This window comes from Arthrobacter sp. MDT2-3, assembly GCF_059090465.1.
Genome location: NZ_JBNHFS010000005.1, coordinates 173,466 through 200,461, shown reverse-complemented (window position 1 = coordinate 200,461; position 26,996 = coordinate 173,466). Strand labels below are relative to the sequence as shown.

27 protein-coding genes are annotated in these 26,996 nt (G+C 65.6%); 14 read left to right on the top strand and 13 right to left on the bottom strand.

The annotated features are described in order from the left end of the window. Position 1: 1 nt before the first annotated feature. Positions 2 to 1,366, bottom strand: coding sequence for an acetyl-CoA C-acetyltransferase (locus tag AC5RUQ_RS15965; protein WP_493948320.1), 1,365 nt, complete (start codon positions 1,364 to 1,366; stop codon positions 2 to 4). Between the two features lie 67 nt (positions 1,367 to 1,433). Here AC5RUQ_RS15965 and AC5RUQ_RS15960 point away from each other — a divergent pair, with 67 nt between their 5' ends. Both AC5RUQ_RS15960 and AC5RUQ_RS15955 read left to right on the top strand, forming a co-directional pair. Next, positions 1,434 to 2,126, top strand: coding sequence for a TetR/AcrR family transcriptional regulator (locus AC5RUQ_RS15960; RefSeq protein WP_493948447.1), 693 nt, complete (start codon positions 1,434 to 1,436; stop codon positions 2,124 to 2,126). A 61-nt stretch (positions 2,127 to 2,187) separates the two neighbouring features. After that, entirely contained in the window at positions 2,188 to 4,302 is a 2,115-nt protein-coding gene (locus AC5RUQ_RS15955; RefSeq protein ID WP_493948319.1) for an acyl-CoA dehydrogenase family protein, read from the top strand. A gap of 71 nt (positions 4,303 to 4,373) precedes the next feature. On the opposite strand, the gene glgA is transcribed toward AC5RUQ_RS15955, so the two are convergent. Continuing rightward, positions 4,374 to 5,588, bottom strand: coding sequence for a glycogen synthase (glgA, locus tag AC5RUQ_RS15950; protein WP_493948318.1), 1,215 nt, complete (start codon positions 5,586 to 5,588; stop codon positions 4,374 to 4,376). A gap of 102 nt (positions 5,589 to 5,690) precedes the next feature. On the opposite strand from glgA, the gene glgC reads away from it, so the two are divergent. The 3 genes from glgC to AC5RUQ_RS15935 all read left to right on the top strand — a co-directional run bounded on the left by glgC (position 5,691) and on the right by AC5RUQ_RS15935 (position 9,131). Next, positions 5,691 to 7,100: a glucose-1-phosphate adenylyltransferase gene (glgC, locus tag AC5RUQ_RS15945; protein ID WP_493948317.1), complete on the top strand. Its 1,410-nt coding sequence runs from the start codon at positions 5,691 to 5,693 to the stop codon at positions 7,098 to 7,100. Between the two features lie 95 nt (positions 7,101 to 7,195). Next, complete coding sequence (locus AC5RUQ_RS15940) at positions 7,196 to 8,647, top strand: SDR family NAD(P)-dependent oxidoreductase (RefSeq protein ID WP_493948316.1); 1,452 nt, start codon at positions 7,196 to 7,198, stop codon at positions 8,645 to 8,647. Positions 8,648 to 8,663: 16 nt separating this feature from the next. After that, positions 8,664 to 9,131 (top strand): pyridoxamine 5'-phosphate oxidase family protein, encoded by a 468-nt coding sequence (locus AC5RUQ_RS15935; RefSeq protein ID WP_493948315.1) that lies wholly within the window; start codon positions 8,664 to 8,666, stop codon positions 9,129 to 9,131. Positions 9,132 to 9,196: 65 nt separating this feature from the next. Here AC5RUQ_RS15935 and AC5RUQ_RS15930 read toward each other — a convergent pair whose 3' ends face one another. Genes AC5RUQ_RS15930 through AC5RUQ_RS15920 form a run of 3 tightly spaced genes read right to left on the bottom strand, consistent with a single transcriptional unit; the run spans position 9,197 to position 12,588 of the window. After that, the gene (locus AC5RUQ_RS15930) at positions 9,197 to 10,048 is read right to left on the bottom strand and encodes a transglutaminase family protein (protein WP_493948314.1); all 852 of its coding nucleotides are present in this window, start codon (positions 10,046 to 10,048) and stop codon (positions 9,197 to 9,199) included. Continuing rightward, on the bottom strand, positions 10,045 to 10,971 hold the full coding sequence (locus AC5RUQ_RS15925; protein ID WP_102975536.1) for an alpha-E domain-containing protein: 927 nt from the start codon (positions 10,969 to 10,971) through the stop codon (positions 10,045 to 10,047). The genes AC5RUQ_RS15930 and AC5RUQ_RS15925 overlap by 4 nt, the downstream gene beginning before the upstream one ends. A 60-nt stretch (positions 10,972 to 11,031) precedes the next feature. Further along, the gene (locus tag AC5RUQ_RS15920) at positions 11,032 to 12,588 is read right to left on the bottom strand and encodes a circularly permuted type 2 ATP-grasp protein (protein WP_493948313.1); all 1,557 of its coding nucleotides are present in this window, start codon (positions 12,586 to 12,588) and stop codon (positions 11,032 to 11,034) included. A gap of 113 nt (positions 12,589 to 12,701) precedes the next feature. On the opposite strand from AC5RUQ_RS15920, the gene AC5RUQ_RS15915 reads away from it, so the two are divergent. Both AC5RUQ_RS15915 and pepN read left to right on the top strand, forming a co-directional pair. Continuing rightward, positions 12,702 to 13,757 carry a YeiH family protein gene (locus tag AC5RUQ_RS15915; RefSeq protein ID WP_493948312.1) on the top strand — a complete coding sequence of 352 codons (1,056 nt, stop codon included), beginning with the start codon at positions 12,702 to 12,704 and terminating at the stop codon, positions 13,755 to 13,757. A 19-nt stretch (positions 13,758 to 13,776) separates the two neighbouring features. Continuing rightward, the gene (gene pepN, locus AC5RUQ_RS15910; RefSeq protein WP_493948311.1) at positions 13,777 to 16,422 is read left to right on the top strand and encodes an aminopeptidase N; all 2,646 of its coding nucleotides are present in this window, start codon (positions 13,777 to 13,779) and stop codon (positions 16,420 to 16,422) included. Between the two features lie 77 nt (positions 16,423 to 16,499). On the opposite strand, the gene lplAB is transcribed toward pepN, so the two are convergent. The 6 genes from lplAB to AC5RUQ_RS15880 all read right to left on the bottom strand — a co-directional run bounded on the left by lplAB (position 16,500) and on the right by AC5RUQ_RS15880 (position 21,271). Then, a complete protein-coding gene (gene lplAB / locus AC5RUQ_RS15905) occupies positions 16,500 to 17,591 on the bottom strand; it encodes a lipoate-protein ligase LplAB (protein ID WP_493948310.1) in 1,092 nt (363 codons plus the stop codon). A 114-nt stretch (positions 17,592 to 17,705) separates the two neighbouring features. Then, positions 17,706 to 17,963, bottom strand: a complete 258-nt coding sequence (locus AC5RUQ_RS15900) for a type B 50S ribosomal protein L31 (RefSeq protein ID WP_090956047.1) — start codon at positions 17,961 to 17,963, stop codon at positions 17,706 to 17,708. A gap of 142 nt (positions 17,964 to 18,105) precedes the next feature. Further along, positions 18,106 to 18,915: a TrmH family RNA methyltransferase gene (locus tag AC5RUQ_RS15895; RefSeq protein WP_493948309.1), complete on the bottom strand. Its 810-nt coding sequence runs from the start codon at positions 18,913 to 18,915 to the stop codon at positions 18,106 to 18,108. Positions 18,916 to 18,922: 7 nt separating this feature from the next. Then, positions 18,923 to 19,708 carry a sulfite exporter TauE/SafE family protein gene (locus tag AC5RUQ_RS15890; protein WP_493948308.1) on the bottom strand — a complete coding sequence of 262 codons (786 nt, stop codon included), beginning with the start codon at positions 19,706 to 19,708 and terminating at the stop codon, positions 18,923 to 18,925. A gap of 17 nt (positions 19,709 to 19,725) precedes the next feature. After that, complete coding sequence (locus AC5RUQ_RS15885; protein ID WP_163163657.1) at positions 19,726 to 20,511, bottom strand: ABC transporter ATP-binding protein; 786 nt, start codon at positions 20,509 to 20,511, stop codon at positions 19,726 to 19,728. A gap of 70 nt (positions 20,512 to 20,581) precedes the next feature. After that, positions 20,582 to 21,271 carry an LmeA family phospholipid-binding protein gene (locus AC5RUQ_RS15880; protein WP_493948307.1) on the bottom strand — a complete coding sequence of 230 codons (690 nt, stop codon included), beginning with the start codon at positions 21,269 to 21,271 and terminating at the stop codon, positions 20,582 to 20,584. Between the two features lie 61 nt (positions 21,272 to 21,332). On the opposite strand from AC5RUQ_RS15880, the gene AC5RUQ_RS15875 reads away from it, so the two are divergent. The 3 genes from AC5RUQ_RS15875 to serB all read left to right on the top strand — a co-directional run bounded on the left by AC5RUQ_RS15875 (position 21,333) and on the right by serB (position 23,097). Beyond that, positions 21,333 to 21,821: a class I SAM-dependent methyltransferase gene (locus AC5RUQ_RS15875; protein WP_493948306.1), complete on the top strand. Its 489-nt coding sequence runs from the start codon at positions 21,333 to 21,335 to the stop codon at positions 21,819 to 21,821. A gap of 140 nt (positions 21,822 to 21,961) precedes the next feature. Next, entirely contained in the window at positions 21,962 to 22,150 is a 189-nt protein-coding gene (locus tag AC5RUQ_RS15870; RefSeq protein ID WP_493948305.1) for a hypothetical protein, read from the top strand. Positions 22,151 to 22,203: 53 nt separating this feature from the next. Continuing rightward, positions 22,204 to 23,097 (top strand): phosphoserine phosphatase SerB, encoded by an 894-nt coding sequence (gene serB / locus AC5RUQ_RS15865; RefSeq protein WP_493948304.1) that lies wholly within the window; start codon positions 22,204 to 22,206, stop codon positions 23,095 to 23,097. A 72-nt stretch (positions 23,098 to 23,169) separates the two neighbouring features. Here the strand turns inward: serB and AC5RUQ_RS15860 are convergent, their stop codons facing one another. After that, a complete protein-coding gene (locus AC5RUQ_RS15860; protein WP_493948303.1) occupies positions 23,170 to 23,931 on the bottom strand; it encodes an SDR family oxidoreductase in 762 nt (253 codons plus the stop codon). 188 nt (positions 23,932 to 24,119) lie between these two features. Here AC5RUQ_RS15860 and AC5RUQ_RS15855 point away from each other — a divergent pair, with 188 nt between their 5' ends. Beyond that, positions 24,120 to 24,500 (top strand): DUF5655 domain-containing protein, encoded by a 381-nt coding sequence (locus AC5RUQ_RS15855; protein WP_493948302.1) that lies wholly within the window; start codon positions 24,120 to 24,122, stop codon positions 24,498 to 24,500. A 24-nt stretch (positions 24,501 to 24,524) separates the two neighbouring features. Here AC5RUQ_RS15855 and AC5RUQ_RS15850 read toward each other — a convergent pair whose 3' ends face one another. Then, positions 24,525 to 25,250 carry a beta-ketoacyl-ACP reductase gene (locus tag AC5RUQ_RS15850; protein ID WP_163163647.1) on the bottom strand — a complete coding sequence of 242 codons (726 nt, stop codon included), beginning with the start codon at positions 25,248 to 25,250 and terminating at the stop codon, positions 24,525 to 24,527. A gap of 151 nt (positions 25,251 to 25,401) precedes the next feature. On the opposite strand from AC5RUQ_RS15850, the gene AC5RUQ_RS15845 reads away from it, so the two are divergent. Genes AC5RUQ_RS15845 through AC5RUQ_RS15835 form a run of 3 tightly spaced genes read left to right on the top strand, consistent with a single transcriptional unit; the run spans position 25,402 to position 26,996 of the window. After that, positions 25,402 to 25,833, top strand: coding sequence for a DUF3099 domain-containing protein (locus AC5RUQ_RS15845; protein WP_493948301.1), 432 nt, complete (start codon positions 25,402 to 25,404; stop codon positions 25,831 to 25,833). Continuing rightward, the gene (locus tag AC5RUQ_RS15840) at positions 25,830 to 26,099 is read left to right on the top strand and encodes a hypothetical protein (RefSeq protein WP_493948300.1); all 270 of its coding nucleotides are present in this window, start codon (positions 25,830 to 25,832) and stop codon (positions 26,097 to 26,099) included. Before AC5RUQ_RS15845 ends, AC5RUQ_RS15840 begins: the two co-directional genes overlap by 4 nt. Then, positions 26,100 to 26,996 carry an SURF1 family cytochrome oxidase biogenesis protein gene (locus AC5RUQ_RS15835; protein ID WP_493948299.1) on the top strand — a complete coding sequence of 299 codons (897 nt, stop codon included), beginning with the start codon at positions 26,100 to 26,102 and terminating at the stop codon, positions 26,994 to 26,996. It begins immediately after the preceding gene.

Sequence of the window (26,996 nt, the reverse complement as noted above, 5' to 3'; positions counted from 1 at the left end):
CCTACAGTGATTCAAGAATCGCGGCGACGCCAAGTCCGCCGGCTGCGCAGACCGAGACGAGGCCCCGTGCGGGACGGCCTTCGGTGCTGGCTTTTTCGTGGAGCGTCTTGGCGAGCGAAGCCACAATCCGGCCGCCGGTCGCGGCGAACGGATGGCCGGCGGCAAGCGAGGACCCGTTGACATTCAACTTTGATCGGTCGATTTTGCCAAAGGCACCAGGCAGCCCCAGCCGGGTCCGCCCGAATTCCTCGTCCTCCCACGCGGCCAGAATGCTGAGGACAGTCGCTGCGAAGGCTTCGTGGATCTCGATGAAATCAAAGTCGTCAAGGGTGAGCCCGTGCCGGGAGAGCAGTCTAGGCACGGCGAAGACGGGTGCCATCAGCAGGCCGTCCTTCCCGTGCACAAAGTCCACCGCGGCGGCTTCGGCGTCCACCACAGCGGCCAACTTGGGCAGGTCGCGGGCGTCGGCCCACTCCTCGGAGGACAGCAATACAGTGGAGGCGCCGTCCGTCAACGGAGTGGAGTTGCCGGCTGTCATGGTCGCGTCGGCACCGAGGTTCCTGCCAAAGACCGGCTTCAGGGTTGCGAGCTTTTCCAGGGAAGTATCGGGCCGCAGGTTGCCGTCCCGCGTCAGCCCCCGGTACGGGGTGAGAAGGTCGTCGAAGAATCCGGCATCGTAGGCGGCAGCGAGGTTCCGGTGGCTGTTCAGGGCCACTTCATCCTGTGCCTCCCGCGAAATCTTCCACTGTGCCGTGGTCAATGCCTGGTGCTCCCCCATGGACAGCCCCGTCCTCGGCTCGGCCGTTCCCGGCGCCAGCGGTGCCAGATCCTTGGGCCGGAGGCGGCTGAGGATCTGCAGCCGCTGTGGAAGGGTTTTGGCCCGGTTGAGGTCGAGGATCACCTCACGGAGTCCTTCGCTGACCACCACGGGTGCATCAGAGGCAGAGTCGACACCGCCGGCGATCGCGGAGTCGATCTGGCCCAGCTTGATCTTGTTCGACAGTCCTACAACAGTTTCCAGCCCAGTGGCGCAGGCCTGCTGGAGGTCGTAGGCAGGCGTCTCGGGGGACAGTGCGGAACCGAGGACGGCCTCACGGGTGAGATTGAAGTCCCTTGAGTGCTTGAGCACTGCACCGGCGCCCACTTCCCCGATGCGTTCATCCTGCAGTCCGAAACGTGCGATCAGTCCGTCCAGTGCAGCTGTCAGCATGTCCTGGTTTGAGGACTTGGCGTAGGCCCCGCCGGACCGCGCAAACGGGATTCGGTTGCCTCCCACGATGACGGCCCTGCGGGGTGCAGGGGCGGAAGTTGCGGCGGGAGTTCCGGCTGCGTCGGGTCCGGTGGTGGGCTGTCCGTCAATGGACATGGCTGTCTCCTCGGGTCACGTTCGATTACCGATACCCAGCGTACCTGATACGCTGGGTATCGTGAACATCCAGGAAGCAGGGCATGTGCCCGCCGTTGCCGCCGGGCCCGGAGACGGCCGCGCGTCCCGCTGGCAGAGCCACCGGGAGGAGCGGCGCAGGGAGCTGATCAAGTCAGCCCGCCGCGCGGTGCACGCACTGGGCAGCGACGCCTCCATGGAGGACATTGCCGCCGCAGCGGGCACCTCCAAGTCTGTCTTCTACCGCTATTTCGGGGACAAAGCCGGGTTGCAGCAGGCAGTGGGTGAAGTTGTCCTCAGCCAGATGCAGCGCCGGATCCAGGAGGCTGCGCAGAGCGCCGTCACCCCGCGTGAAGGTTTGCTGGCAATGGTCACCGCCTACCTTCAGATGGCCAGTACAAGCCCCAACGTCTACACCTTTGTGACAAGGCATGCCGCAGCAGAACCGGAGACTACGCAGGACCCCGCAGCGGGATCGGCTGCCCTGGGACATTTTTTTGAAGCCGTCGCCGACATGATCGCCACCCCCATGCGTTCGCATTTGGGGGACGGCAAGGAGGCCGTCATTGGTTACTGGCCCAAAGCGGCGATAGGGCTGGTACGGAATGCCGGTGAAGAGTGGCTGAGTACGCCGGACTCCCCAACAAAACCAGGGCAGGAGGCGATGGCACGGCAGATCACCGCCTGGCTGTGCGTTGGCATCGCTCCTGAACTGCCCAGGCTGTCCGCCCCCGACGCGTGAACCCCCTTGCTTTGCCGCAGCACCACCAACCCATCTGTCAGCACCAACGAAGGACAATGACATGACTGAACTAGTGGACCGTCCCGCTGGAAACAGGCACCGCCCCGCCACGGTGGCCGCTGCCGCGTCCGGAGCAGCCTCCGCACAGCCCGCCGTCGACGTCGACGCGCTGGGTGAGCAGCTCCTTGGCAAGTGGGCCGCAGTCCGGCTCCAGGCCCGCAACCTCGCAGCGTCACCCGAGCTGCACAAGATCGAAGGCCTGACGCACACTGAACACCGCGCCAGGGTGTTCGGCCAGCTGAAGTACCTCGTGGAGAACGAGGCCGTGCACCGCGCGTTCCCCGAGTCCTTGGGCGGCTCGGATGACCACGGCGGGAACATCGCCGGTTTTGAAGAACTGGTGGTGGCGGACCCTTCGCTGCAGATCAAGGCCGGCGTTCAATGGGGGCTTTTTGGTTCCGCGGTGATGCACCTCGGCACTGCCGAACACCACGCCAGATGGCTCCCGGGCATCATGAACCTGGAGATCCCGGGGTGCTTCGCCATGACGGAGACAGGGCACGGCTCGGATGTGGCCAGTATCGCCACCACCGCCACTTACGACCCTTCCACTGACGAATTTGTAGTGCATACCCCCTTCCGGGCTGCCTGGAAGGACTACATCGGAAACGCGGCCAATGATGGCCTGGGCGCAGTGGTCTTCGCCCAGCTGGTTACCCGGGGCGTCAACCACGGGGTCCACGCGTTCTACGTGGATCTCCGGGACCCCGCGACAAAGGAATTCCTGCCGGGCATCGGCGGCGAGGACGACGGCGTCAAGGGCGGCCTCAATGGAATCGACAACGGCAGGCTGCACTTCACAAACGTCCGGATCCCCCGGACCAACCTGCTGAACCGCTATGGGAACGTGGATACCGACGGCCGGTACACCTCCCCCATAGCCAGCCCGGGCCGCCGCTTTTTCACCATGCTGGGCACCCTGGTACAGGGCCGGGTATCCCTCGACGGGGCTGCCGTAGCCGCATCCAAAGTGGCCTTGAAGGCGGCCATCCAGTACGCCACCGAGCGCCGCCAGTTCAATGCCTCTTCCCACACCGAAGAGGAAGTGCTCCTCGATTACCAGCGCCACCAAAAGCGCCTGTTCACGAGGCTGGCCACCACATACGCAGCAGGCTTCGCGCACGAGCAGCTGCTGGAAAAGTTCGACGATGTGTTCTCCGGTGCCCATGACACGGACGAGGACCGCCAGGACCTCGAAACCCTCGCCGCAGCACTGAAACCGCTGAGCACCTGGCATGCCCTGGACACCCTGCAGGAATGCCGCGAAGCCTGCGGCGGCGCAGGGTTCCTGATCGAGAACCGTTTTGCCTCATTGCGGGCCGACCTGGACGTCTACGCCACCTTTGAAGGCGACAACACTGTGCTGCTGCAGCTCGTTGCCAAACGGCTGCTGGCCGACTACGCCAAGGAATTCCGGAGTGTCGACTTCGGGGTCCTGGCCCGTTACGTGGTGGGCCAGGCTACCGGCGCCGCCATCCACCGCACCGGCCTGCGCCAGGTGGCACAGTTCGTCGCGGACACCGGCTCCGTGCAGAAGGCGGCCATTGCGCTGCGGGACGAGGAAAGCCAGCGCGCGCTCCTCACGGACCGTGTCCAGACCATGGTGGCTGAAGCTGCCACTGCGCTAAAGGGCACGGGCAGGTTGTCGCAGGAGAAGGGTGCAGCCCTGTTCAACCGGCACCAGAACGAGCTCATTGACGCAGCCCAGGCGCACGCCGAGCTGCTCCAGTGGGAGGCGTTCACGGACGCTCTCCGCGTTGTCACGGACCCCGGCACGAAAACAGTGCTGACCTGGCTGCGCGACCTGTTCGGGCTTTCCCTGATCGAAAAGAACCTGTCCTGGTACCTCATGAACGGCCGCCTTTCCATGCAGCGGGGCCGCACGGTGGGCGAGTACATCAACCGGCTGCTGGTCAAGCTCCGCCCGCACGCCGTGGACCTCGTGGACGCCTTCGGATACGGCGAGCAGCACGTTCGGGCAACGATCGCCACCGGTGCCGAGAAAAAACGGCAGGACGAGGCCCGCGCCTACTTTCGGAGCCAGCGCGCCAGCGGTCAGGCGCCTGTTGACGAAAAGGTGCTGATAGCCCGTACCGCTGTAGGCAAGCGCAACTGACCGTCCCCGGACGCAAGGAACGACGACGGCGCCGCTCCCCTTGTGAAGGGGGCGGCGCCGTCGTCATGTCCCTAGGAGGGCTGGCCCTGCGCCGGAAGCACTGAGCGGTACACCTCAAGCGTGGTTTCGGTGATGGATTCCCACGAGAAGTGCTGTTCGGCACGCAGCCGGCCGGCCTGTCCCATGGCGCGTGCGCGCTCGGGATCCGAGACAACCTCGGTGAGGGCGGCGGCGAACTCGGTGACGAACTTTTCCGGGTCAAGGGGTGTTCCGGTACCGTCCGTCACCTGCTCCAGATCGACCAGGAGGCCGGTCCGGCCGTGCTCCACCACCTCGGGGATACCGCCGGTGGCGCTCGCCACCACTGCTGCGCCGCAGGCCATGGCCTCGAGGTTGACGATGCCGAGCGGCTCGTAAATGGAGGGGCAGGCGAATGCCGTGGCGTGGCTGAGTACCTGGATGAGCTCGTTGCGGGGCAGCATGCGCTCGATGAGGACAACGCCGGTGCGCTCCCGCTGCAGGTCCTCGATCAGGCGGGCAGTTTCCGCGGCCAGTTCCGGAGTGTCTGCAGCGCCAAGGCAGAGGACCAGCTGGACGTCGGCCGGAAGCTTCGCGGCGGCCCGCAGGAGGTAGGGAACGCCCTTCTGGCGCGTGTTTCTCCCCACAAAAACGACGCTCGGCTTGTCCGGATCAATGCCCAGGGCGCGGACCGCGTCAGTGTTCTCGTCGCGGTTCCACAGCTCCACGTCGATGCCGTTGTGGACCACCCGCACCTTGGCCGGGTCCACGTCGGGGTAGCTGCGCAGGATGTCCTGCCGCATGCCCTCCGACACGGCGATGATGGCCGCTGCAGCTTCGTAGGCGGTCTTCTCCACCCACGAGGACAGGGCATAACCTCCGCCGAGCTGCTCTGCCTTCCACGGCCGGAGCGGTTCCAGGCTGTGGGCGCTGAGAACGTGCGGAATCCCGTGGAGCAGGGAGGCAAGATGTCCGGCCATGTTGGCGTACCAGGTATGCGAATGGACCAGGTCCGCGCCTTCGACGTCCGGGACGATCCGCAGGTCCACACCCAGGGTCTGCACCGCGGCGTTGGCCGAGCCAAGATCCTCCGGAACGGAGTAGGACGTCACCGCCGCGCCATGGTAGTCGGCGTCGCGGGGAGCCCCAAATGCACGAACCTGCAGGTCAACGTGCTTACTAAGCACCCTGCTCAATTCGGCCACGTGGACACCCGCGCCACCATAGATCTCCGGTGGAAACTCTTTAGTCACAATGTCTATTCGCACAAGACCCAAGGTAGTCCTTCACGCATAACTGTTCTAGTGTGAAGGAGTCCGGGCATGCCGGACTGTCTTGGGGAGTTACGAAGGCGTACAGGAGCGACCATTATGCCGTTGAACAAAAGAGTCCTGGCCATTGTCCTCGCAGGCGGCGAGGGAAACAGACTGATGCCATTGACGGCAGACCGCGCGAAACCCGCGGTGCCCTTTGCGGGAAGCTACCGCCTGATCGACTTCGCCCTGTCCAACCTGGTGAATTCCCGCTATTTGCAGATCGTTGTGCTCACCCAGTACAAATCGCACAGCCTGGACCGGCATATCTCCGAGACCTGGCGCATGTCCACGCAGCTGGGCAACTACGTCGCCTCCGTCCCGGCGCAACAGCGCGTGGGCAAGAGTTGGTTCCTCGGCAGCGCAAACGCCATTTACCAGTCCCTGAACCTCATCCACGACGCCAACCCCGACATCGTGGTGGTGGTGGGTGCGGACCACGTCTACCGCATGGACTTCGCCCAGATGGTGGCGCAGCACGTCAACAGCGGTGCCAAAGCGACGGTCGCCGCCGTGCGGCAGCCCCTGCACATGGCCGACCAGTTCGGTGTCATCGAGGTGGACCAGAACGATCCCCAGAAGATTGCCGCCTTCGTAGAGAAGCCGGCCAGCACGCCCGGCCTGGCGGCAGATCCCTCGCAGTTCCTGGCCTCCATGGGTAACTACGTCTTCGACGCCGACGCACTGGTAGCGGCGCTGCACGTCGACGCCGAGCGTCTCGACACCAAGCACGACATGGGCGGGGACATCATCCCCTACTTCGTGAACCAGGGCGAAGCCGGCGTCTACGACTTCACCCTCAACGACATCCCCGGCTCCACCGAGCGGGACCGCACCTACTGGCGTGACGTCGGCACCATCGACTCCTTCTACGATGCCCACATGGACCTCATCTCCCCGCTGCCGGTCTTCAACCTGTACAACTCCGAGTGGCCCATCTACACCCGGCAGAGCATCTCCCCGCCGGCCAAATTCGTCCGCGGCAAGAACAACACTGTTGGCACCGCCCTGGACTCGATCGTCTCCAGCGGCGTAGTGATCTCCGGCGGTGTTGTGGAGGGCTCGGTCCTCTCCAACGATGTCTATGTGGCAACGAGCAGCCGGATCATCGATTCGGTGCTGATGGACAAGGTGCAGATCGGCGAGGGCGCCGTTATCAACCGGGCGATCATCGACAAAAACGTCAAGGTGCCGGCCGGGGCGGCGATTGGGCTGGACCCGGAACTGGACCGCGCCCGCGGCTTCAAGGTCACCGATTCCGGGATTACTGTGCTGTCCAAGGGCCAGGAGGTTCCGGAGCCCGGCGAAGAAGAGCGCAAGCTCGCTGCCGCCAACCTCCATCTTGTGCCGAACGCCGTCAAGGCCGCCGCCGCGCAGTACCCGGACGTCCGCGAGTCCGTTGACAAGGTCGCCAAAACGCACGCTGCGGCAGCGGCGGAAATGGCGCCCGGCGCGAGTATTTCCTGATCGCTTGCCGGGAGCGCCCGGGCCGGGCGCTCCCCCGCTGCCGGCCCTGTTGATGGTGTGACCGGCGGGGACTCCCAGGCTGTAAAATCGGTCCAATGAGCTCCCCCGATCTGACGCCTGAGGAAATCCAGGCCTGCCTCAAGGTCCTCAACACGATCCACGCCTATGACGAGGAGCATCCGGACTACGTTTCGGTCCGCCGTGCCACCGGCAAGATGTTCAAGGCCGTCAAGAGGCACCGCCGCGTCACCAAGCGGGACCTGATCTCCGAGGCCGACCGGGCAGTGATTGCCCAGACCGCCACCGCGGCCCCGGACAGGATCGACGACGAAACCCGCGGGAACAAACTGGCTCCTTCCGCCACCGGCAAGGTGGCCGGCCATCTCATCCGGTCCCGCCCGTGCTACATCTGCAAGCAGCACTACACCCAGGTTGACGCCTTTTACCATCAGCTCTGCCCCGAGTGCGCCGCGTTCAACCACGGCAAGCGCGACGCCCGCACGGACCTGACGGGCCGCCGCGCGCTGCTGACCGGCGGGCGGGCCAAGATCGGCATGTACATCGCGCTCCGGCTGCTCCGCGACGGCGCCCATACCACCATCACCACGCGGTTCCCCAAGGACGCGGCCCGACGCTTTGCAGCCATGGAGGACAGCGGCGAGTGGCTGCACCGGCTCCGCATCGTGGGCATCGACCTGCGGGACCCCGCCCAGGTCATGGCCTTGACCGACTCGCTGAACGAGGCCGGCCCGCTGGACATCATCATCAACAACGCAGCCCAGACGGTGCGCCGGTCCGGCAACGCCTACAAGCCGCTGGTGGACGCTGAGGACGAACCGCTGCCCGCGGCCCTGGAGCAGGCCAACGGCGGGCCCGAGCTGGTGACCTTCGGCCACGCCCACGACAAGCACCCCCTGGCCCTTGCCAGCAGCGTTACTGAGCACCCGGTCCTTGCCGGCGACGCCATCACCTCCCTGGCGCTCTCCACCGGTTCGGCTTCGCTGGAGCGGATCGCGGCGGGAACAGCGATCGACGCCGGCGGACTGGTCCCGGACCTCGCGACGATCAACAGCTGGACGCAGGTGGTGGACGAGGTGGACCCGCTCGAAATGCTCGAGGTGCAGCTCTGTAACGTCACGGCGCCGTTCCTTTTGGTCAGCAGATTGCGCTCGGCCATGAAGCAGTCCACCGCGCGGCGGAAGTACATTGTGAACGTCTCCGCCATGGAGGGGCAGTTCTCCCGCGCCTACAAGGGCCCCGGCCACCCGCACACCAATATGGCCAAGGCTGCGCTGAACATGATGACCCGGACCAGCGCACAGGAGATGCTGGACAGCGACGGCATCCTGATGACCGCCGTCGACACCGGCTGGATTACTGACGAGCGGCCGCACTTCACCAAGGTCCGGCTCATGGAGGAAGGCTTCCACGCGCCCCTGGACCTGGTGGACGGGGCTGCACGGGTCTACGATCCGATCGTGATGGGCGAGAACGGCGAGGACCAGTACGGCGTGTTCCTCAAGGACTACAAGCCAAGCCCCTGGTAGGCGTATGCTCGGCGGCATGAGCCACGAGACTGCCCCCGACGTACAGAACCTGGAACACCACGAGTGCTGGGCCATGCTGCGGACGGTGTCCGTCGGCAGGCTTGCTGTGCTGGCCGACGGGCGTCCCGATATCTTCCCCATCAACTACACCGTGGACGGCGGAACACTTGTGTTCCGTACCGGGGAAGGCACAAAGCTCGCTGGCGCGTCGAAAGGCGCCGCGGTGGCACTGGAGGCGGACGGCGTGGATCCGGACAACGGGTTGGCCTGGAGCGTCGTGGTCAAAGGCACTGCCGAGGTGGTCCCCGGAACAGACCAGGTCCTTGCCACTGCCGAGCTTTACCTCTTCCCCTGGCAGGCGGGCAAAAAGGATGCTTTCGTCCGGGTCGCGCCGGACAGCATCACCGGCCGGCGGTTCAAGGTAACGGAACCTCTTACGTGGTGGACCCAGCTCAGCGGAGCCGCCAAGGCATCCCCGGAGTAAGCACCAGAGGCGTCCACAGATGTGGACGCCCCTGGTGTTTACAGCTCTCGGTCCGGACCTGCCGGTCAGGCCAGCTGGGTGATCTCCACGCTGACGCTAAGAGCCGACCCGCCGCCACCGGACAAGATGCCTTTCAGCGGGGGCACATCGCGGTAGTCCCGCCCCCGTGCCACCGTGACGTGGAAGTCGCCGGCAGGCTTGTGGTTGGTGGGGTCCCAGCTGCGCCAGTCACCGTCCCAGAATTCCAGCCAGGCATGTGACTGCCCGGCGACCGTCTCGCCGATGCCGGCGCTGGAACGCGGGTGGAGGTAGCCCGAGACGTACCGGGCCGGGATTCCGCAGCTCCGCAGCGCGCCGATGGCGAGGTGGGCGAGGTCCTGGCACACGCCCTGGCGCTGACCCCAGGCTTCCTCTGCGTTCGTGGTGACGGCGGTGGAGCCGGACATGTACGTCATCTCGCCGCGCATCCATTCGAAGACTGCCATGGCGGCGTCATGCGGGTTCTTCCCTGCCACCACCTCGGGTATGAGGCCCAGGACCTCGTCCCCGGGACCGCTCAACCGGGACTGGGGAAGCCAGTCGCTGTACGTATTGAGCGTCCCGGGCGAGGCGAGGACATCCCAGCCCACGATGTCGGACTCGGCGGGGATCTTCTCGGCACGGTGTACTTCCACCGTGATGTTGGAGACGACCTCGAGGTGCTCGTGCGGCATCTGCATGTCGAATGCCGTGACCCTGGTCCCCCAGTAGTCGCGGTACGTGCTCACCGCAGCCTGCGAGGGCGAGACCTTGACCACCGATTCCAGCACCACCTGCTGGGAATCCGTGAGGGGCGTCATGCGGGCCTCGTTATAGGACAGCGTGACCCGCTTGTTGTACTTGTAGGCCGTCTTGTGCACGATGCTCAGCCGGGTCATGAAACTTCTCCCACCCAAGCCAGTTCGTCGGCCTGATTGAAGTACTTACGGGAAATGGCGTCCGAGGCCTGGGACACTGCCTTCTGCACGCGTTCCATGTGTTCGGGCAGCTCGGACATGAGGTCGTCCGTGCGGTGGAATTCAAGGAACGTGCGGGCCTGGCCCACGATCCGGCGCGCGTCGTTGATGAAGCCCACGCGCTGCGCAGACGGATCCAGCTTGGCGAGGCATTCGTCAGCGTCCCGCAGCGCATACACAATGGACCGCGGGAACAGCCGGTCCAGAAGCAGGAACTCGGCGGCGTGTTGGTCACCGAAGGCAGCGCGACGGGTACGCAGGAAGGATTCGTAGGCACCGGCGCACCGGAGCATGTTGACCCAGGACATGCCTGCGGACAGGACGTCGCGGGTGGATAGCATGCGCGCCGTCATGTCCGCCCGTTCCAGGGACCGTCCCAGTACCAGAAAGAGCCAGCTTTCGTCATGGCTCACCGTGGTGTCCGCCAGTCCGCTCACCATGGCGGTGCGTTCCAGCGTCCAGTTGCAGAAGCGGTAGGTGCCCACCACGTCCTTGCGGTGCTGGCTCAGCCCGTAGTACGTGGTGTTGAGGCTTTCCCAGAGGCCGGAGGAAACCGTTTCGCGGGCGCGGCGGGCGTTCTCTCGTGCGGCTCCCAATGACCCGGCAATGGAAGTGGCGCTGGTCTTGTCGTAGGCCAGGGCGTGGAGCAGCTCCGGCAGCCCGAAGTCCTCGCTCTGCGGGCGGGCGCCCATCACAGCCAGGAGCTCCTGTGCCACGCTTTTGCGTTCGTCCATGGGCAGGTGGTTCAGCCGCTCCAGGTGAACATCGAGGATACGCGCCGTACCATCGGCACGCTCCACATAACGGCCAATCCAAAAAAGGGACTCGGCAATACGGCTAAGCATTCGCGGCTACCTCCTGCAGGCCCGACACTGAAAAAGACATTGGCACGGTCGTGGGCCGGTTCACTGCTGCTGCTCCGACTGGCGGTCGCGCCAGTTGCTTTCGACCGGCCACACGGACACACGCTCGCGGATGGACATGGACTGCCGCGGCACGGTCTCCACCGGCAGGTGCGGCGAATCGGCAAGGACCCAGGTGTCCTTGGAACCGCCGCCCTGGCTGGAGTTCACGATCAGCGACCCTTCCTTGAGTGCCACGCGGGTAAGGCCGCCGGGGAGCACCCAGACGTTGTCGCCGTCGTTCACGGCAAAAGGCCGCAGGTCCACGTGGCGGGGGCCAAACTTGTCCCCGCTCAGCGTGGGCACGGTGGAGAGCTGCAGCACCGGCTGGGCGATCCAGCCGCGGGGGTCCGCGATGACCCGCTGGCGGAGGGCGTCGAGTTCGTCCCGGGAGGCGTCCGGGCCGATCACCAGGCCCTTGCCGCCGGAGCCGTCCACCGGCTTGACCACGAGCTCTGACAGGTTGTCCAGGGTGTACTCGCGCGCTTCCTTCTCCTCCAGCCGGAAGGTGTCCACGTTCGCGATGATGGGTTCCTCGTTGAGGTAGTAGCGGATGAGGTCAGGGACGTAACTGTAGACCAGTTTGTCATCCGCGACGCCGTTGCCTACTGCGTTGGCGATAGTCACCCCGCCTGCCCGGGCGGCGTTGACGAGTCCGGGACAGCCGAGCATGGAATCGGCCCGGAACTGCAGCGGGTCAAGGAAGTCGTCGTCGATCCGTTTGTAGATGACGTCCACGCGCTGCTCGCCGGCCGTGGTGCGCATGTAGACGCGGTTACCGCGGCAGATAAGGTCACGGCCCTCCACGAGTTCAACACCCATCAGCCCCGCGAGAAGCGTGTGCTCAAAGTAGGCGCTGTTGAATACCCCGGGCGTCAGGACGACGACGGTGGGATCGTCCACGCCGGCCGGCGCGGTTTTGCGCAGGGCCGAGAGGAGCCGGCGCGGGTACTCCTCCACGGGGCGGATGAGCTGCTGGCCGAAGGCTTCGGGCAGGCCCTTGGCCATGGCGCGCCGGTTTTCCAGGACATAGCTCACACCGGAGGGGACGCGCACGTTGTCCTCCAGCACCCGGAAGGTCCCCGCGGCATCACGGACAACGTCGATGCCGGAGATGTGCACGCGGACGCCGCCGGCCGGTTCGAAGCCGTGGACCTGGCGGTGGAAGTGTGCGCTGGTGGTCACCAGCTGCCGGGGTATCACGCCGTCGGACACCACGTTCATCTTGTCGTACACGTCGTTGAGGAAGGCCTCAAGTGCGTGCACGCGCTGTGCGACGCCGCGTTCAAGCACATCCCATTCCGCCGCGGGAATCACCCGGGGGACGATATCAAGCGGGAAGGGGCGCTCCTCGCCGGCGAAGTCAAAAGTGACACCACGGTCCAGGAAGGTGCGCGCCATGGAGTCCGCCCGCGCGCTGACGTCGGCGAGGGAAAGTTTGCGAAGGGCGTCCGCCACCTGCTCATAAGAGCCCCGTGCTTCTTGCCCGGGGGCGAACATCTCGTCGTAGGCTCCGGTCCGGCCGGCGGCCACGGAGTAATCCTGGAATAGGTCTGACATGTCCAATAGCCAACCATCTTTTTGTTTCGAATTCATTACTGCCATCCATTGTGGCGTGTTGGCGGAGGTGGTCTGGTTCGTGGATATCGTGTCCTTTCCGGCACAGTAGGTGAGTGCCAGTCAGCAGAAGCCTCCCCACCCCCGGCCCGGGCATCCCCGGCGGCGCTGACCGGTTGCTCCCAGGCCTGGCCACAGCGGCTGTTGCCTTGGCCGCTGCCTTCCTGGTCCACTGGCTCGTGCCCGTTCTCCCGGCCATGACCCTGGCCGTGGTCCTGGGCGTCCTGGCCGCCAACCTGCCGGCGGCGGGAGTCTGGACTGCCGGGAGGGCGCGCCCGGGGCTGGACTTTGCGGGCAAGCACCTGATGCGCGGCGGAATTGTCCTGCTGGGCCTGAAGGTGAGCGTTATGGACGTCCTGGGACTGGGCTGGATGGCACTGGTGCTGATAGCGGGGGTGGTGGCGGTGAGCTTCGGCGGAACCTACCTGATCTCCCGGCTGTTCCGGCTCCCCCCGGTGACCTCACTCCTGGTGGCCACAGGGTTCTCGATCTGCGGTGCGTCCGCCATCGGCGCGATGGCGGCCGTACGGCGCATCCGGCACGTGGACACCGTCCTGCCGGTGGCGCTGGTGACGCTCTGCGGGACCCTCGCCATTGGGGTTATGCCCCTCCTGGTCCATCCCCTGCAGCTCAGCGCGCCGGTTTTTGGCGCCTGGACGGGCGCCTCGGTGCACGACGTGGGCCAGGTAGTGGCCACGGCGCAAACCGCGGGGACGGCGGCACTGGGCATCGCCGTCGTCGTCAAACTTACCCGGGTGCTGCTGCTGGCACCCGTGGCGGCATTGGCGGGTGCCCACCAGCGGCTGTTTGCCAAGCCCGGCCCGGGAGCGGAGGGCAGGGAGGCGAAACTGCCACCGGTGGTTCCTCTTTTTGTCCTGGGCTTCATTGCCATGGTGGGCCTCCGCTCCACCGGTTGGCTCGCCGCGGGCTGGCTTGAAGCCGGAGCAGCACTGCAGGACATCCTGCTCGGCGCCGCGCTGTTCGGTTTGGGCTCAGCCGTACGTGTGCGCACGCTGCTCCACACCGGCGGCCGTGCGCTCCTGGCCGCCCTCGTATCCTGGCTCCTGATCGCACTCCTGGGACTCGCTGCCGCCCTGCTGATCGCCGCATAAGCCGTGATTAGATAGCGGAGTGTCACATGAGAATCTGCAGCGCGACGAAGCCGCCGAACGTTCAGCCCTGATCAGCACCACCAGCTACGACGTTTCGCTGGACGTGCGCCAGGCCGGGGACCCGGACGTGGCAGGCTACCCGACCCGCAGCGTCATCACCTTCTCGGCGGCACAGCCCGGCACCTCGACTTTCCTGGACTTCATCGGCGATGTCCACCGCGTGTTCCTGAACGGCCGGGAACTCCGTGTGGAGGACGCAGTGGACGGGGCCAGGATCAGGCTGGACAATCTGCAGGCCGAAAACACGGTGACAGTGACCGGAACCGCCCAGTACAGCCGCTCCGGCGAGGGCATGCACCGGTTCGTGGATCCGGCCGACGGCCAGTGCTACCTCTACACGCAGTACGAGCCGGCAGACGCCCGCCGGGTTTTCGCCAACTTCGAACAGCCCGACCTGAAGGCCGGCTACACCTTCCATGTGACGGCTCCCGCCAGCTGGCACGTCGCCTCCAACGGCGCGGAGGTGGGCCGGACCCTCCTTGCCGGCGACCAGTCAACGGCGTCCTGGGACTTCGCCACCACCGAACCCATGTCCACCTACATCACCACCGTGCTGGCCGGGCCCTACTTCAAGGCGGAGGACCGCTGGCAGGCAACGCTCGACGACGGCACCTCCCTGGACGTGCCGCTTGCCCTGTACTGCCGGGCTTCCATGGCGGATTCCTTCGACACCGACGAGCTGTTCCGGCTCACGAAGAACGGCCTGGACTTCTTCAACAGGCTTTTCGACTACCCGTACCCCTGGGGCAAGTACGACCAGGCCTTTGTCCCCGAATACAACCTCGGGGCCATGGAGAACCCCGGCCTGGTGACGTTCACGGAGAGCTACGTCTTCACTTCCCGCGCCACCGACGCGCAGTACCAGGCACGGGCCAACACCCTGATGCATGAGATGGCACACATGTGGTTCGGGGACCTGGTGACGATGCAGTGGTGGGATGACCTGTGGCTCAAGGAATCCTTCGCCGACTATATGGGCACCCTTGGCGTTGACCGCGCCACGGACTGGGACACCGCCTGGGTGAACTTCGCCAACAAGCGCAAGGCCTGGGCCTACGTCCAGGACCAGCTGCCCACCACGCACCCAATTGTGGCGGACATCCCGGACCTGGAGGCCGCGAAGCAGAACTTCGACGGCATTACCTACGCCAAGGGCGCGTCAGTGCTGAAGCAGCTCGTGGCCTATGTGGGGTTCGAGGCGTTCATCGCCGGCTCCCGCGACTACTTCCGCAAACACGCGTACGGAAACACTTCCCTGGCTGACCTGCTGGCAGCCCTCAGCGCCTCCTCCGGGCGGGACCTTGCCGGCTGGGCGCAGCAGTGGCTGCAGACCTCCGGTATCTCCAGGCTGTCCCTCGACATCGCCGCAGACCCGACGGACGACGGCGTTCTGGGCAGCGTGGCGATCGTCCAGGAGGCAACCGATCCCGTCACTGGACGCGAGGAACTGCGCCCGCACCGCCTGCGCGTGGGCTCCTACGATTTCGACGCCGACGGCGCGCTGGTACGCACCGGAAGTATCGAAACCGATGTGCCAGGGGCACGGACCGAACTCCCCCAGCTCACGGGTGTGCCACGGCCCGCGCTCCTGCTCGTGAACGACGACGACCTGACATATGCCAAAGTCCGGCTGGACCCCGCATCCGAGGCGACGGCCCTGGCCGCACTGGACCGGATCGTGGACCCGATGGCCCGTGCCCTGTGCTGGACGGCGCTCTGGAACTCCGCCCGCGACGGCGAAAGCCCTGCCGCGCGGTACGTCGAAGCTGTGGCTGCCTTCGGACCGGCTGAGCCAGGCATCGGCGTCCTGTTGAACATCCTCGACAACGCAAGCACCGCCGTCGAACGCTACACACCGGCAGCCGGACGCGAAGCAGTCCGGGCTTCGTTCCTGGCAGCAGCTGCCGCAGAACTGGACCGCGCCCAGCCCGGCTCGGACCAGCAGCTGGCCTGGGCCAGGACCCTCGCCACCGTCAGCAGGAACGATGACGCCATGCTGCCCCGGCTGAAGGGCCTGCTGGACGGCACGTCGCCGGTTGTCGGCCTGGCCGTGGATGCGGAGCTGCGGTGGCACCTCTGGCACGCCCTGGCGGCGAACGGCCAGGCGACGGCGGCGGAGCTGGACGCCGAGCTGGGCCGTGACACCACGGCCTCAGGACGGGCCGGCCACGCCACCGCCCTCGCTTCCCGGCCTGACCCGGACGTCAAGGCAGCAGCGTGGAACAAGGCCGTTCAAGGAAATGAACTGTCCAACCAGCTGCTCACCGCCACCATCATCGGGTTCGTGACGGCCCCTGCGGAGCTGCTGGAACCTTACGTGGAGCCATACTTTGAGTGCCTGCGCGAAGTCTGGGACGAGCGGAGCATCGAGATTGCGAGCCGGATTGTCCGCGGCCTGTACCCAATGTCGCAGGACTTAACCGAGGGGGCGGAACCAACGGAGCATCCCGTCGTTCGGCGCACGGACCAGTGGCTGGCCGACGACGCAGAGGCGCCCCGTGCACTGCGCCGCATTATCGTGGAGCAGCGCAGCCATCTGCTGCGGGCGCTGACGGCACAGGCCGCCGAGGTCAAGGCTCCGTCTTCGAGCGTTCCTGCGCAGTAAAGCCCCGCCTCGATGCGCAGGGCCAGCCTGTGCGCACCGAACCCGACCGCCAACGGCGGTTACGGTCCAGTCAAAGCTCAGGGAACCCGGTGGAGCCATTCGTCGGTGCCGAACTTCGTGTCTACCCGCTCCCGCGCCGTGGCCAGTTCGGTCTCGGTCAGTTCTGAGGGGGTGGCGCCATAGCGCTCCGTGAAGACTTCCATCATGGCCGCGATGATTTCGGCGCGGGCCAGGCCGGTCTGGCGGCGGAGCGGGTCCACCCGTTTCTTGGCGCTGCGGGTGCCCTTGTCCGAGAGCTTTTCCTTACCGATGCGGAGAACTTCCACCATCTTGTCGGCGTCGATGTCGTAGCTCATGGTGACGTGGTGCAGCATGCCGCCGTTGGCAAGGCGCTTCTGTGCCGCGCCGCCGATCTTGCCCTGGTCGGTGGCGATGTCGTTCAGCGGCACGTAGAACGCGGTGATGCCCAGCTTCTCGAGCGCGGCCATGACCCAGGCGTCCAGGAAAGGGTAGGAGTCGGCGAAGCTAAGGCCGTCCACCAGGGTCTGGGGCAGGTACAGCGAGTAGGTGATGCAGTTGCCCGCCTCCATGAACATCGCTCCCCCGCCGCTGATGCGGCGGACAACGTTGATGCCGTGCTTCACCACGCCGTCGGGGTCCACCTCGTTGCGGTAGGACTGGAAGCTGCCGATCACCGTGGAGGGCTCCTGCCAGTCCCATAAGCGGAGCGTGGGGTTGCGGCGGCCGTCGCCCACCTCCTCGGTGAGGACCTCATCGAGCGCTACATTGATTTCAGTGGGCAGGACAGTGGGCGGGATGAGGGTCCACTGGTGGTCCGCCCAGGAGGTGGCTTTCGCCAGGGCACGACGGACAGCGATCGCCACGGCGTCGGCCGAGAAGCCGAACAGGGCGGCCCTTTCCGGCAGCGAAGCGGTGACGGCGGCGGCAAGCTCGGCCGCCGTCGTTGTGTCCGGCAACCCCGTCAGCCCGCGGTTGATGTCCAGCAGCGCTTCGTCCGGTTCCAGGAAGAAGTCCCCGCTGACGGATACGTCGGCCAGTTGGCCGTCCACAACGTTTAGGTCCACCACGACGAGCTTGCCGCCGGGGACTTTGTACTCGCCGTGCCGGCGGGACGTGGAATCAGCAGCTGGAGCGGGCGTGGCAGTCATGCCTCCCATCCTGCCCCAAAATGGCACGGCCCCTGAAACGATGCCGGCCGTTAACGGGGAAAGCCCGCACCGTCACCGGTGCGGGCTTTCCCTTTGAAGCTTGGGGGAAGTGAATTACTTCTTGCCGCCGAAGCCCTTGAAGCGAGCGTTGAAGCGCTCGACGCGGCCTGCGGAGTCCATGATGCGCTGCTTGCCCGTGTAGAACGGGTGGGACTCAGAGGAGATTTCGACGTCGATGACCGGGTAGGTGTTGCCGTCTTCCCACTCGATGGTCTTCGAGGAAGAAACGGTGGACTTGGTCAGGAACTTGACGCCGGAAGCCAAGTCGTTGAAAACAACAGCTTCGTACTTCGGGTGGGTATCAGACTTCATAATGGGACCTTTGTTCGCACAACTGGATTTTGCCAGCTGCCAGGTATGAATGGGATGGCCGCATTCCGCGCCGTAAGACGCAGGGCAGCCAGCTATCAATAATAGCGGATAACCGGGGTGCCCGCGAACCGCCTGTCGGCCCCTAATCCCGGGGGCGCAGCTCCCAGAAGGCAACGGCCGATGCTGCTGCAACATTCAGCGAATCCACACCGTTGCGCATGGGGATCTTCACCGCGAGGTCGACGGCGGCGAGGGTCTCCGCGCTCATGCCGGCACCCTCGGTGCCCAGCACCAGGGCGAGCCGCTCCGGATTCTGCGCGGCAACCGCGTCCACGTCCTGCGCATCCGCCGTCAGCTCCAGGGCGGCCACGGTGAACCCCTGGTCCTTGAGCAGGTGGAGGTCCTCCGGCCAGCTGGTGAGGCGGGCCCACGGCACCTGGAATACGGTGCCCATGCTCACGCGGACGCTTCGCCGGTAGAGGGGGTCGCCGCAGCGCGGCGAAACAAGGACAGCGTCAATGTCCAGGGCGGCGGCGGAGCGGAAAATGGCACCCACGTTGGTGTGGTCCACGATGTCCTCCAGGACGGCCACCCGCCGTGCTCCGGCCAGCAGTTCCGGCAACGGGACCGGCGCCGGGCGCTGCATGGCGGCCATGGCCCCGCGGTGGAGATGGAACCCGGTGATCTCCTCCAGCAGGGCCGCGCTGCCGATGAAGGCGGGAACCTGCGGGTAGGCGCCCAGAATGTCCTGGAGGTCGTCCAGCCACTTTTCCGCGAGGAAGAAGGACCGGGGCTGGTGCCCTGCGGCGAGGGCACGGCGCAGCACGCGGGACGATTCGGCGATGTACATGCCTTCAGCCGGTTCGCGAAGCTTGCGAAGGTGCACGTCCGTGAGCTGGGTGTAGTCGGTCACCCGGGGGTCAGCGGCGGACTCGAGATAGTGAATTGTCACCGGGTGATTATTTCAGCAGATTCGCGATCATGAATCCGAGGGCCACCAGGCCCAGGACGAAGATCACACCGCGGAGCACTGTCGGGGAAAGCCGGCGGCCCACCTTGGCGCCCAGCAGGCCGCCGATGCTTGAGCTGATGGCGATGAGCAGCACCACCAGCCAGTTGATTCGGTCGAACGCGAACAACAGGTATGAGATGGCTGCCACCAGGTTCACGCCCAGCACCAGGATGTTCTTCATGGCGTTGGCGTTCTGGATGGTGCCGGTGAGGAACACGCCCAGGATACCGACGAGCAGGATTCCCTGGGCAGCCACGAAGTAGCCGCCGTAAACACCGGCAAGGTAGACAAGGACCACCAGGAGAACGGTATGGCGCTTGTCCCGTACGGCGTGCTCCGGATTCTCCTCACGGTTGCGGACCCAGGCCTGCATGCGGGGCTGGAACACCACCATCAGGAGGGCCAGAACCAGGAGGACCGGGGCGACGTAGTGGAAGACCTGTTCGGGGAGGTGCAGCAGCAGCCAGGCGCCGGAAATGCCGCCCAGGAGGGACGCCGGAAGGAGCCGCAGCAGCTGGCGGCCGCGGCCTTTCAGTTCCCGGCGGTAACCGAAGGCACCGGCGGCGGTGCCAAAGACAAGGCCCATGGCGTTGCTCATGGAGGCCACAACTGGGGTGACGCCCAAGGCGATGAGGACGGGGAACGTCACCAGTGTTCCGGAGCCCACCACAGCGTTGATGGTGCCGGCCCAGAGGCCGGCGATGGACACAAAGATACTGCTGAGAAGATCCAAGGTGCTGCAGTGCCGCCTTAGCGGCGCGCGACGGCGGTGTACCGGCCGCCGTTGACGGTCACATCCAGGTCCAGCCCGAAGGTGGTGCTGAGGTGTTCGGCCGTCAGTACGTCCGTGATGGGGCCAGCGGCAACCACTCCGCCGTCGCGCATCAGCATGGCGTGGGTGAAGCCCGGGGGGACTTCCTCAAGGTGGTGCGTGACCAGGACCATCGCCGGTGCTGCCTCATCACGGGCGAGTTCCCCAAGCTTGTGGACGAGTTCCTCGCGGCCGCCGAGGTCCAGGCCGGCGGCGGGTTCATCGAGCAGCAGCAGCTCGGGATCAGTCATCAGTGCGCGGGCGATCTGGACGCGCTTGCGCTCCCCCTCGGAAAGTGTGGCAAAGGTCCTGTTCAGGAGCGGGCCCATCCCCCAGTCGTTGAGCAGGCGGAAGGCCCGCCGCTCGTCGTCGCGCTCATATCCTTCACGCCAGCGGCCGGTGACGCCGTAAGCGGCGGTGACCACGACATTGAGGACGTTCTCGTGTTCGGGGATCTGGGTGGCAAGGGCGGCAGAGGAAAGGCCAATGCGGGGCCGGAGTTCAAAGACGTCCACCCGGCCGAGGATTTCGTCCAGTATTCCGGCTTTGCCGCTGCTCGGGTGCATCCGGGCGGCTGCGATTTGGAGAAGAGTGGTTTTGCCGGCGCCGTTGGGTCCGAGGATTACCCAGCGTTCGCCCTCGTTGACTTCCCAGTCAATTTTGTCCAACAGGGTCTTTTTACCTCGGACAACGCTAACGGAAGCCAATTCCAGAACATCACTCATAGGAGTAGACACTAGGACAAAAAAGAGGCTGACTGATAACCGGTGTCATGCCCGGACAGGAGGCGTGAAGTTACCGGACGAGCCGGACGTTCTCGCCCCGGAGGTTGGCCCGGAAACCGTCACCTTGGACGACGACGTCCTGGAGCACGAGGCCTTCGGGCAGGCCCTCAATGTCATGCTCTATGGTTACGAGTTCCCGCACGACGGCGGCGGTAGCGTCGGAGAGGAAATCCGGCCCGCCAAAGTCGATCGAGCGTGGCTCGACGACGAGCCTGCCGGCCTCAACCTCGACTGTGCCGGTGGCTGTCACACGCAGTTCACGGCCCAAGGCCTCGACCGTGCGAAGCACCGTGGCTTGGCCCCTTTCAGCAGCGCGGACCTCGGTCCCGTTGCCAAGCTCCCCGGCGACAACGTTGAAGGGGACGGTCGCATCTACAGTGAGCCGGGAAGCGACCGGCCCGTCCGGTCCCGTGGTCACGTCCTGCCCCACCACCCGGACGTCCCGCAGCGTCGAGCCCGCGGCCACCACTGTCCCGGCATCCAGCGAAAGATCCGCCAGCCACACCTCGTCCCCGCGCAGGCCGGCAGGAGGCTCTGCGCCTGGCATGCGTTCGGTGCCCACCGTCGGCGACGGCACAGGTCCTGCCTCCCCGGCGGCCCGTTCGCTCACCACCCACCACAGGAGCACAGCTGCGATCCCCAGGACGAGGAGAAGTCCAGTTGCACCGATCAGCCAGTCCTTCGCGCGCTTCCACTCCATCGGGACAGTCTGTCATTGGAGGTAACAGGTGGTCCCGCTTGCCTCTGCATAGACTCGCCACATGAGTAATAGCCGGATTGGAATCGATTGGGATGCCGCGCGTGCGAGTAACCGTGCCAATTGGGAAGACCGGGTTCCCCTACACGAGAAGGCATACGCGATCAGCGAGTTGGACGACCCAAACGGTCTCACCGGCGTGATCCGGACGGACCTGGCCGCACTCGCGCCATTCCTCCCTGGCGGCACGGTCTCCGGCACCGACACGCTTTCCCTGGCCCGGGCCGGTGCCCGGGTCACCGGCGTGGACTTCTCACCAGGCGCCTTGGCGTCCGCCGCCGGCCTGGCACAACGTTTGGGCCTTGATGCCACGTGGGTCGAGTCGGATGTCCTTGAGGCCCGTGACGCCGTCGATGGTGATTTCGACCTTGTGTACACCAGCATCGGAACCATTAACTGGCTGCCGGACCTGGCCCGCTGGGCCGGTCAGGCAGCAGCGCTTCTGCGGCCCGGAGGAACGTTCTACATCCGGGACGGGCACCCAGCCCTCTAGCCATTGATGAGCATGCCGACGGACTGCAGCTTCGGTATCCGTACTTCGGGAATGGCGAAGCGCAGCTATGGGACGACGAGTCCACCTACGCCGGCGACGGCAAGGTGGCCCACTCCCGGACGTATCAGTGGACACACCCCTTGTCGGAAATCATCAACTCCCTCATCGCGGCGGGTCTGCAGATTCTTCATCTGGGTGAGGATAAAACTCTCCCGTGGAAGTTCTCGCCCCGCATGGTGGAGGTGGCGGACGGGTTCGCGTGGCCGGAATCTGAGCGTGATCTTGTTCCCTGTACCTACACGATTGCCGCCCGGAAGGCAGGCGGGTAGCCGCCGCGCAATGAATTCAAGGGACTCCTCCCCCGCTGACTAAGATTGCAGGCATGACTTCGAACGTGACCGCCGTCAGCTATGGCCTGAATGTGACCCCAACCGGGCTGGAGCAGCTGCGTTCCGTCCTCACCGGACAAGGGGCAGCCCTGCTGTCCGAAACGGACCTTGGCGACGAGCGGTACCAGGTGCACGTGGCCGAACTTCAGCTTCCGGACGCCACTGCGGCCGGGATCGCTGCGCTACGCCGTGCCGTCGCCGAGGCATCCATCAGCGGACTGGACACCGCCCTGGTCCCCAACGGTCTCCGCTCGGCGGAACGCAAACTCCTGATCATGGACGTGGATTCCACCCTGATCCAGCAGGAGGTCATCGAACTCCTCGCCGCCTACGCCGGGAAGCGCGAAGAGGTGGCTGCTGTCACCGAAGCTGCCATGCGCGGCGAGCTGGACTTCACCCAGAGCCTCCACGCCCGGGTGCAGGTGCTCGCGGGGCTGCCGGCCGACGTCGTCCGTTCTGTCCGTGAAGAGGTGAAACTCAGCGAGGGGGCCGCCGAACTCGTGGCGGCGTTCAAGGCCGCGGGCCATGTGGTGGCCGTGGTGTCGGGCGGGTTCAACCAGATCCTGGAGCCGATAGCCGCTGAGCTGGGGCTGGACTACTGGCAGGCGAATGAGCTGGAGATCGTCGACGGTGCCCTGACCGGCAAGGTGCTGGGCGCAGTGGTGGACAGGGCGGCAAAGGAAAAGTACCTGCGTGAATGGGCAGCCACTGAGGGCATCGCCCTGGAACACACTGTGGCCGTGGGCGACGGCGCCAACGACCTTGACATGCTCGGCGCCGCCGGGATCGGCGTCGCGTTCAACGCGAAGCCTGCCGTGCGTGCTGTGGCTGACGCTGCCGTCAACATGCCGTACCTCGACGCCGTCCGCCACGTGGCAGGCGTCTAGTCCCGCTTAAGCGCGATAGGCCCACGCCATCAGGATTCCCTGACGGTGTGGGCCTAACCGGCGTTCCGGGGCCTAGCTGGGCTGGCCGGCACCCTTGCCGAAGTAGTCGGCGCCGCCCGCGTATTCGGTGTGGCCGGACTCGACGTCGGCGGTAGCCATACCGGCCACTACCTCCGCGAACTCTTCCACGGAGTACAGCTTTCCGGCTTCAGCCCGGCGCGCTTCGATGGCACCGGGGGTGGAGCGGTCGAGCAGCGTTGCCGTGACGGTGCCCTCGATCATGTCGCCGGACACAACCACCAGGCTGATGCCCTTTTCGGCGAGGCTGGGGATGAGTTCGCGCAGTGCGTCTTCCCCGGCACGCTTGCTGCGGGCCACTGGCTCGTAGGCCTCCATGGTGGGCACGGTGTTGATGAAGTGGGCCTGGTGGCTGGTAACGAACACCACGCGGGAGCCTTCCTTCATCAGGGGCACGGCTGCGTGGAGCATGTTGACCTGGGCGTCGCGGTTCAGTTTGAGCGCGTAGTCCTCGCCCATGCCGGTTTCCATGCCGCCGGAGGCGTTGAGCACCAGGATGTCCAGCGTCCCGAAGTTTTCCATGGCGGCGGAGGCCAGAGCCTGGACGCCTTCCTGGGTGGTGAGGTCCGCGCCCACGGCCACGGCACGCCCACCGGCGGCTTCAATTCCCTGCACTACCTTGTTGGCGCGGGGTGCCTTCTGGCGGTAATTAACCACGACGGCGGCACCCTGGCCAGCGAGGATCTTGGCTACGTCAGCCCCAATGCCGCGTGATGATCCGGTGACGATGGCGGTCTTGTTGTCCAGCAGTCCCATACGAGCTCCCTTTGTTCGAAACGTCTAAATCGCTGAAGGTCTGCAGTCCATCATGCCAGCGGCCGCCGCCGATCCGCTTGTGCGACCCCCACAAAGAAGGTGGCGACGGCTAGTTGGGCGGAACGCGCCCAGGCGCCAGGACCGGCCAACGCGCCGCCCCACAAAGTGACCCGGCGTAGGCTCGCCGTATGGAAAAGCAGGCGGGCGCGTCCGGTGCCGTGTCCACTCCGGAGCAGGTGTTCAGCGGTTTTCCGGAAGGGCTGCAGATCTGCGCGGCCGTGCAGCACGTCATACCTCATCACGCCACGGTGCGGACCACCACCAGCCAGGTGGCTTTTCGGAACCGGCGCGGGTTCGCCTATGTCTGGAACCCGCGCCGATACCTGAAGACCAACGTTCCGGCGGTGCTGTCCATCGCCCTGCCACGGCGCCTGGAATCCGGCCGGTTCAAGGAGATCATCCATCCGTCCCCTGGTGTCTGGATGCACCACCTGGAACTAAACGGCGTGGACGAGGTTGACGGCGAGGTGGCAGATTGGCTGGCGGAGGCGTTCGCGGCCGCCTCATGATGGTGCTGCTGTCCCGCTCCCGGGTCAGTGGCCCATGCCCAGGCCGCCGTCCACGGGAATGACAGCACCCGAGATGTAGGCGGCTTCCTCGCTGGAGATCCAGCGGACCACGTTGGCAACCTCCGTGGCCTCGGCAAATCGTCCTGCCGGGATGCTGGACAGGTAGTCCTTCTGGGTTGCTTCAGGAAGTTCAGCGGTCATGTCCGTGTTGATGAAGCCGGGGGCCACCACATTCGCAGTGATGCCGCGAGAACCCAGTTCGCGGGTCAGCGAACGGGCAATGCCCACCAGGCCCGCCTTCGAAGCGGAGTAGTTGATCTGGCCGGGGGCGCCATACAGGCCGGACACCGAAGAGATCAGGACCACGCGGCCCTTGCGCAGGCGGATCATGCCCTTGGAGGCGCGCTTAATGACCCGGAACGCACCAGTCAGGTTGGTGTCAATGACGGAGGTGAAGTCGTCTTCGCTCATGCGCAGCAGCAGGGTGTCCTTGGTGATGCCGGCGTTCGCCACCAGGACTTCCACCGGCCCGTGGGCCGCTTCCACTTCCTTGAAGGCGGCATCCACGGATGCCTCATCGGTGACGTCAGCCTTCACACCCAGGATTCCCTCCGGCAGCTTGGACTCGCTGCGGTATGTCACGGCCACCTTGTCCCCATTGGCCAGGAACGCTTCGGCGATGGCCAGGCCGATGCCGCGGTTGCCGCCCGTGATGAGGACGCTGCGGGGGGCGGTGGCTGCTTCAGTCATGAAAAGGGCTCCGGATTTCTGCGGCAGTGGGCCGCGTAGAAGAGGGGTGATTTGGCTGACTTCGATCTTAGCGTCAGCCCCGGGCTTGGTTTGGGCACCACTGCCGTTGGTGAGAGAATTGACGTAAGCCTTTGGAGCGTGATCAATCACCGTGACCCTTGAAAACCACGCGGGACAATCCGCGCCTGGAGAACCCGGGCGGTTCTCCGGCGATTCGGAAGTCCACAGCATCACGGATGCCGCCGGAGCCCATTCCGAGGACATGCACCAGCGCATGGTCAAATACGCGCTGGCCATGGGAATCCGCTTGGTATGCCTGATCCTGATCTTCGTGGTGGACGGCTGGCTTAAGCTGGTTATGGTCGCCGGAGCAGTGTTCCTGCCTTGGATTGCGGTTGTCATAGCCAATGGCAACGACAAGGCCGAGGGCCACAGCGACCTGCTGCTGGATTCTGCCCCGCTGGCCGAGATTGAGAGCCCGCCCGCTCCCACCCCGGATGACGAGCACGGCAGCGAGGTCCTGCAGGGCGAGTTGATTGACGACGACGAAACACCATCCGGGCAGGAGCGAAGGGCATCATGAGTATTTTTGACTTCGCAGCGGGAACCGATCCCACGGTGGCGGAAGCCGCTGCCATCTGCTCGCGGAAGGCGTGCCGAGCCCAGGCAACCTGGCAGCTCCAGTGGAACAACCCGAAGATCCACTCTCCCGAACGCCGCAAGACCTGGCTGGCCTGCGCAGACCACCGGGACTGGCTGGAGGATTACCTCCAGACCCGCGGGCTTTGGAAGGAAACTCTGCCGCTTGCGGACCACCGCTTGTCCGGGGCCTTGGAGCAGGACAGCTGAATGTACCGTTTTCTCTTCTCCAGCAAGTGGCTGGGTTATCTCCTGCTGGCTGCCATCTTTGCGTCCGCCTGCGTTTTCCTGGGCCGCTGGCAGATGGACCGGCGCGCGGAGACCCTGGCGGAAATCAACCGTGTGGTGACCAACTACTCGGCCACGCCCATCCCCTTCTCAGAGGCCAAGGAGCAGTTCAGCAACCGGCTGGACCCTGCCATGGAGTGGACGCAGGTGGAGCTGAAGGGCTCGTACCTCGCCGATGAGCAGCGCGTCGTCCGGAACCGGCCACTGAACGGCCAGCCGGGCTATGAGGTGGTTGTCCCGTTCCGACTCACCACCGGCGAAACCGTGGTGGTTGACCGCGGATGGCTGCCCATCGGCAACATGAATCCGGGCAGCCCTGATTCGGTGCCCGAACCTCCTGCCGGTGAGGTGACTGTCGTCGTGCGTTTGAAGCATCCGGAGCCGGAACTGCAACGTGGTGCGCCGGAAGGCCAGCTGGCTTCCATCGACCTCGCCGCTTACTCGGCGCAGCTTGGGCACCCCCTGCTCACCGGAGCGTACGGCCAGCTTGCCTCCGAAACTCCGCCTGCCGCCGAGATGCCACTGCCGTTCCCGAAGCCGTCCACCGAGGAGGGCACGCACCTGTCGTACTCGCTGCAGTGGTTCGCGTTCGGCGTGCTGATGTTTGTGGGCTTCGGCTACGCGGCCCGCCAGCAGGCTCGTAACGCAGCGATCGACGCCGAAGACGAGGCCGCAAGCACGGACGGATCGCTCGACTCGGGCAGCCCCATCCACTCGGTTGCCGCGGCAGCCGGCCGTCGTCCTTCCGCACCGCGCAAACGCAAGCACGCGACCTCGGAGGAAGAGGAAGACGCCCTCCTGGACGCTCAGGGTTACTGA